A 6,343-nucleotide genomic window follows, 5' to 3' on the forward strand; every position below is an offset into this window, starting at 1 on the left:
TAAATCTTGGGCAACCATTCCCAAATTGTGGTAGGTACCGGCTTGTTCATAGCGATGGCCATATTCGATGTCGATATTCAAAGCCAGTTGAAAATTACGCCGTGCTTGTTCATATTCTCGCAATTCTTCGGCAACTCTTCCCAACTGGTGGTAGGTGGTGGCTTGCCAACGTTGTTTTTGTCTTTCTTCTTCACCCACTAAGGTAGGATAAATTTCTAAAGTCTTTTCGTAAGAACATTTAGCTTGCTGGTACTGCTTTGCCTTCAGTTGACAATTACCCAGGCTACCAATTGCCAGTGCTATCTGATAACCTAATTTACCCTGGATAAATGCCGGGGGATAATTTTCTAAGTTTTGACAAACCATTTCTGCCAATTTGAGGTTACTTTGGTGATCACTAATCAATTTAAAGTATTGATATAAACAAAAGTAGATCCTAATACTTTCTTGTTTCCGCAAACAAATTAGCAGAGCATGATAAAGGTTTTCATATTCCCAATTAAAGAATAATATACCCGTTTGACGTTCTTGAGCATCTTTAGAATCCATGAGACGTTGATAATATCCTGCCAAACCTATATAGTGGTTTTTAAACCCTTTTTCTAAAGCTGCCTGTATTGTCTCATCAACAGATGCTAACTTAGTCTTTAAAAAGTAGGGGAAAATAGGTTGAATTTTTAGTAAATCATGATTATTCTCAATTAGTGAGAGTAAACCCCAGTTAATTGCTTCTTGAATGGCATCATCTAATTTATCAAAATAATAATCATTTAATGGTTCTAGCTTTTGTAGTTCCTCGATGTAACCCGGAATAGTTCCACGGAAAATAAACCCACTAAAAGGAGCCAAACACAGTAACAATTTCTGTGCATCTGGTGACAAATTACTGTGAGAATATTCCACACATTTCAAAATACTCTTGGTCTTATCCTCACTCACCACATCCAAATTGACATCAGCCCCTTGCAACCCCTGCAAAATCTCCTGGGGTGATTGCCTTTGCAAATTCGTCAACACAACTTCCATCGCCAGGGGATACCCTGCCAACAATTTCATCAATTTTTCAAAATCGGCATCTTGACGAATCCCATCAACAAGGTGTGCAGCTACATTCCGTTCTAAAATTTTCTCTGCTAATTCCGTCCTGGCTTCTTGATCTAATCCTTGTAACTCATAAATATTCTGTTTAAAAGTCTGAGATTGTAGCCATTCTTCCCGACTCCGTGAACCCAAGACCACCCGCGTTTTACCACCTACCAACTTCCCTATAAAATCCCGGATTTGCTGACGTTCTACCTCTGGCAAAGTATTTTGAATCGCCAGTTGTTGTCCAGTCACCGATTCCAAATTATCCAAAATCACAGCGTAAGCTGCACCCCGCAAATCTGCCACTAATTTCCCTACCTGTGCAGGCTGACTCATGGCTTGAAACTTCGGCTGTTCAAATTTACCATACACCTGCTGACCAATATCAAACAAAATTTGTGTCAGCGTCCAGGCTTTTTGGTCATAGCCAAAATAAAATACATCCTCAACAAAATGTGTCCTCTGCCACCATTCCCTTAAATAATTTAACAAAGTTGTTTTACCTGTTCCCCCCATACCTTGCAACAGCAAAACATTATGCCTGAGCAAAGCTTTCTCAATTTTGAGAATCTCCAAATCCCGACCAATAAATCCATATTCCGGCAAGGAGAAACGATACTGAATAGCAACAGATTCGTAATATTTCTCTTCTTCTTCTGGTGTAAACTGCCGTAAATTAAAATTCACTACCTGATGAGAATAAACCACAGGTAATAACCAATCTTCTAAATTAATATATTTATTGAAATAGGCTTTACGTTCTTTATCATTGAACAGTTCCAGCCTCCCCAGCCTGATAGCTTCAGTCATGGGTTTATGATCAAACAAATGTTGATAAAGCTGTGACATCATCAACTTTGCCGCCGACACAGTGACAGAATACCCCATTGCCACCACCATCTGCATCCCTGCGGTCATTAACCGGCTTCCCAGACTGGTTTCACGAGTATCTTCACTTAACCCCTCCTCGCTGGCGGAGTTCTTCACCTGTTTCCCCGACTGACAAGCATTGAGAATACACACAGGAATCCCCTTTCCTGTCAACAATGCGGCTAACTCTGAAGCTTCTAGCAAATCAACCTTTCCCTGAGACTCGCCCTCAAAGCAGACGAAAGCTTTCACCCCATCAAAGGGCTGCAAATCACCACGTCCATAGCGCCCTTTATAAAAATAGCGTTCAGGTTTGCTGGAAGACTGAACCTGTTGATAATTTAGCAGCGCCCCGTGCATATCCAAATGAATGACGTGATAAAATCCCGCACCTTTTTCTTGCAAATGCTTAGACAAACTTTCGTAAGTTCCCGGACGCAGCAACTCAACATTTACCCGCAAATTGCTATTGTCAATCAATTCCAGCAACGGGCGAGAAATTGTCCGATAGCCCACATCCCTTTCCTCATCAGGACGCGCCACCACCACCAGCAGATTAATCACAGGCGATGACTGCACATTAGCTGAAACTGGTGGTGCAGGTCTGACATTCTTCCGCAACATTACACAGTCTACCGCCAGTGGTCGGCTTAAATCTGGGTCTTGTAGAGCTTCCCAGTGTAAAGCGTGAAATTCTGGGGTTTTCGCCACAATTTCAATCTGTACTTGACTCAGATTACCCCGCAGTTGTCGATATAAGCTGTAAGCATTGAAATCTGCCTGAAAAACCTGCTTAAATAGGCTTTCACCGTATATTTTAACGCTGGCTGCTGCCCTCTCTGCAATGACAGTATCACTAAAAGGAAACGTTACCCATTCTTCAAAATACCACTCAAGTTCTTTTTCTTCCTTGGGGGTAAAGGGGTCAGTAATCGTAACTGGGTATTCTCCGCCATCAAATTTGAGAATGGCTGCAAATCCGGTATCTATTCGCCCTTCTTCCCGAATTGTGATGACTGTCATGGGTTAAGCTTGTCCGCACGTATGATTACATACCTACATACTACATAATCTTGCTTGAGATTTTCGGATAAACAGAAAAAACAGCGCTTTACATCAGTTTTCAGGTAAATATACAGGAGTTACGCAAAATTATGAGAAAACAAACCACAAAGGACACAAAGGACACAAAGTAAAGAGGGTTTCAGAGAGTTCTTGCGTAAGTCCTAATATATTGTGTGATTACCAAGAGAAATGCTGTTTGATTACGTCTAGGGGTGAACAGTACCAATAATCTATATGGGAAATAATCAAGTTATTAGCGTTTATTTCTAGTTCACTCCAGCCGGAGATGGAAATGCGGGGTTTCCACGGGATGGGTGTATTCCAGCTAAGTTTCCACTCGGTTTTTATGGTGTTTTCTAAACGTTGAATATCATGTACATCCATCTGAGGATTAATGAACCATGTCTGGATGAATTTAATCATCTGCTGATAACGTTTCACTCCCCGAAATTTATTTAATGGATCTTGAAAATAAACGTCTTCGGCGTAAATGCTGTATGTTTGGTTTTCTGGAAACCTTTGATAGTCTTCTTTGAGAATTTCAATTATATCCATATAGAAATCCTATTTGAGTTTTGAACGGGATTTTTTTTAACAAACCACAGAGACACAGAGATCACAGAGGAAGAGAGAAATGTTCACATCTTATTTAGGATCGCTATATATTAATATATGTTTGGGTGAGAATATTCAAAATCACAAATAAATTGGGATTTTATTCACGTTTAATCTCGATTTCATTCCATAAGCGTTCTAACTGACGTTGCCAAGCTGTTAATACTTGTTCTCTGGCTGCTGTGGTTTGGTCAATTTCACCTAACAATCCTTCTGCATAAAAACGGTCTAGATTTTGCATGGTAGCTGCAAGAGATTGTCCTTGCTGTTTTGCTGTCAAGATAATTTGCCGGATGCGACTTTCAATCAGACGATTGAAGACATTATCTAAACCAGCTTCGTATAAAGATATCAGTCGCGCGATCGCACTGGCAAAATCTGCGCTAACCAACGTCTCACTATTGTGTTGATACACTGCCCAAACTACGCCATCAAACAAGGCATAACGGACTTCTTGGGTGTCATCAAAGTTGGCTTCTAGAAACTGTGCTAAAAACGGTTGGGCTTCTTGGATCGGTACAATGGGCAGTAGAATTCGTAACCAAGTATTATCTTCGGAAAGCAGCACCAATAGCCGAAAACTAGGGGTGTCCACTTGCCAAGATCCAGGAGCGATCGCTTTAACTTCTGCTGTATCAAACAATTCTGCCAGCGTACCTGCAATTTCTTCTAGTATCATAATATGTTTTGAGCTTCTAGTATCTAGGGTAACGCGTTGAGGTTTTTTGCAGCTAGAAGATGGTTAAAGCCCCACCTTTTCTACAGAACTTCCGCAAATGGCAAACTCACACATCCAGAAATACCCCATCATTTTAGGCAAACTGGACAAAGAAGATATTACTATTCAATTAAGACATAAAACCTGAAAATATGTCTAATTTAATTTTTTTTAGGATTGATTTTCTCAAAATTTATCACTAAAACTAGCAGTAACAGTTCAGCAAATCATAGCTTAATTGTTTACCAAGTTAATTAACGCGCAGCATATCGAGGAGCTAATAATATGGCAAGCATCAATCTTTACGAATTAAACACTACTGGTTCTGAATTGTTTCAAGATTCTGAAAGCTTTCTGAATGAATTAAAGGATGTAGACTTTATCTCTGGTGGAGAAAGTTCTCAACAGAGTGACCCTGGTTACTACGATCCTGTTAGTGGTCTTTCAATACTTACTAAACTGGCCGAGGCATTTGTTACCACTTATGCAATTGGTCATATTACCATGTTAGCTAAGTCATTTAGTTATGGACACTAATGGCTTCTAAGAAGTTCAGGACACCATAGCAATTCTCAATAATTACTGAACAAGCATATTCCCGATTTCTTGAAGAAGTCGGGAATTTAAGTTGATATAAGACTTTTGTACGGGCTGCAATACGCCCCTCCTTCACGGCGGTACTAGTGAGAAACAAACCTAATTTGGGAATACTCAATTAAGTTGTGAGGATGGCATAGTGGTAGAAGAAAGAGCATATTGGCTGGCTTGGACGCGAATTTCTGGGGTAGGGCCAGTGTTATTGCGACGGTTACACCAGCATTTTGGCACACTAGCCACAGCTTGGAATGCTACCAAATCCCAGTTAGGAGAAGTTGAAGGTTTTGGTTTTCAGACATTAGGGAAAGTAGTTGAACAGCGATCGCGTCTACATCCAGAACAATTACTGATCCAACACCAGGAAGAAAACCCCCATTTCTGGACACCAGCCGATGCAGATTATCCCCGGTTGTTACTGGAAACTCCCAGCCCACCGCCAATGTTGTACTATCGTGGTGAAGTTGAATTGCTAGAAAATCTGGGGCAAAAACCCCTAGTCGGGATTGTGGGAACACGCCGACCTTCAGATTATGGTATTCGCTGGACTCGCCAGATTAGCACAGCTTTAGCAAAAAATGGCTTTACAGTTGTATCTGGTATGGCGGAGGGCATCGATACAGAAAGCCATCTCGCTACGATGAAAGCCGGGGGAAGGACAATCGCCGTTTTAGGTACTGGTGTCGATGTGATTTATCCCCAGAAAAATCGAGATTTATACAAACAGATTTTAAATCAAGGTTTAGTTGTGAGTGAATATCCAGCCAAAACACCACCTGATCGCACCCACTTTCCTCGCCGTAATCGCATTATTGCAGGTTTAAGTCGTGCAGTTTTGGTTATGGAAGCACCTGTTAAATCAGGGGCATTAATTACAGCCTCCTATGCGAATGAATTTGGTAGAGATGTTTATGCATTACCTGGAAAAATAGATGATTATCCATCTCAAGGATGTTTAAAATTACTCAATCAAGGTGCTTCTTTGATTCTTAAAGAACTGGATGAATTGTTAAAAATGCTGGGAGCAATCCCAAAAATTGACACGATTGATACTACACCAATTCCAGAACCAATCAAGTTGCCGGATTTACCCCCAGAATTGCAACAAGTGATGAATGCGATCGCCTGTGATGTTTTGCCCTTTGATTCTCTTGTGCAAAAAACAGGGATGAATACTGGCTCAGTTTCCAGTGCATTATTACAGTTGGAACTTATGGGTTTAGTTTCTCAACTTCCCGGAATGCGATATCAGAAAAGTTAAACAACAAAATATACTTTCCCTCACGGAAGAGGCAGGGTGCAGGGTGCAGGGGGGAGTCAGAGATTACTTTAAATTTCCAGTTACTTAACAGCCAGCTTGTATGTGTTCAGCAATTTTTATTCATATCGGTTAGT

Annotated in this window: 5 protein-coding genes; 2 read left to right on the plus strand and 3 right to left on the minus strand. The window is 40.8% G+C overall.

From position 1 onward, the window contains the following. The 3 genes from VB654_RS20125 to VB654_RS20135 form a co-directional block, all read right to left on the minus strand. On the minus strand, window positions 1-2,979 hold a 2,979-nt coding region (locus VB654_RS20125), incomplete at its 3' end, for a CHAT domain-containing protein (RefSeq protein WP_323215579.1). A 219-nt stretch (window positions 2,980-3,198) separates the two neighbouring features. Next, window positions 3,199-3,576 carry a DUF2358 domain-containing protein gene (locus tag VB654_RS20130; RefSeq protein ID WP_323215580.1) on the minus strand — a complete coding sequence of 126 codons (378 nt, stop codon included), beginning with the start codon at window positions 3,574-3,576 and terminating at the stop codon, window positions 3,199-3,201. 160 nt (window positions 3,577-3,736) lie between these two features. Then, window positions 3,737-4,315 carry a hypothetical protein gene (locus tag VB654_RS20135; RefSeq protein WP_323215581.1) on the minus strand — a complete coding sequence of 193 codons (579 nt, stop codon included), beginning with the start codon at window positions 4,313-4,315 and terminating at the stop codon, window positions 3,737-3,739. Window positions 4,316-4,639: 324 nt separating this feature from the next. Here VB654_RS20135 and VB654_RS20140 point away from each other — a divergent pair, with 324 nt between their 5' ends. Continuing rightward, window positions 4,640-4,891 (plus strand): hypothetical protein, encoded by a 252-nt coding sequence (locus VB654_RS20140; protein WP_323215582.1) that lies wholly within the window; start codon window positions 4,640-4,642, stop codon window positions 4,889-4,891. 199 nt (window positions 4,892-5,090) lie between these two features. Further along, a complete protein-coding gene (gene dprA, locus VB654_RS20145; RefSeq protein ID WP_323215583.1) occupies window positions 5,091-6,209 on the plus strand; it encodes a DNA-processing protein DprA in 1,119 nt (372 codons plus the stop codon). The last annotated feature ends 134 nt before the right edge of the window (window positions 6,210-6,343 follow it).

It is taken from the genome of Nodularia sp. UHCC 0506, from assembly GCF_034931045.1.
Taxonomy (GTDB): Bacteria; Cyanobacteriota; Cyanobacteriia; order Cyanobacteriales; family Nostocaceae; genus Nodularia.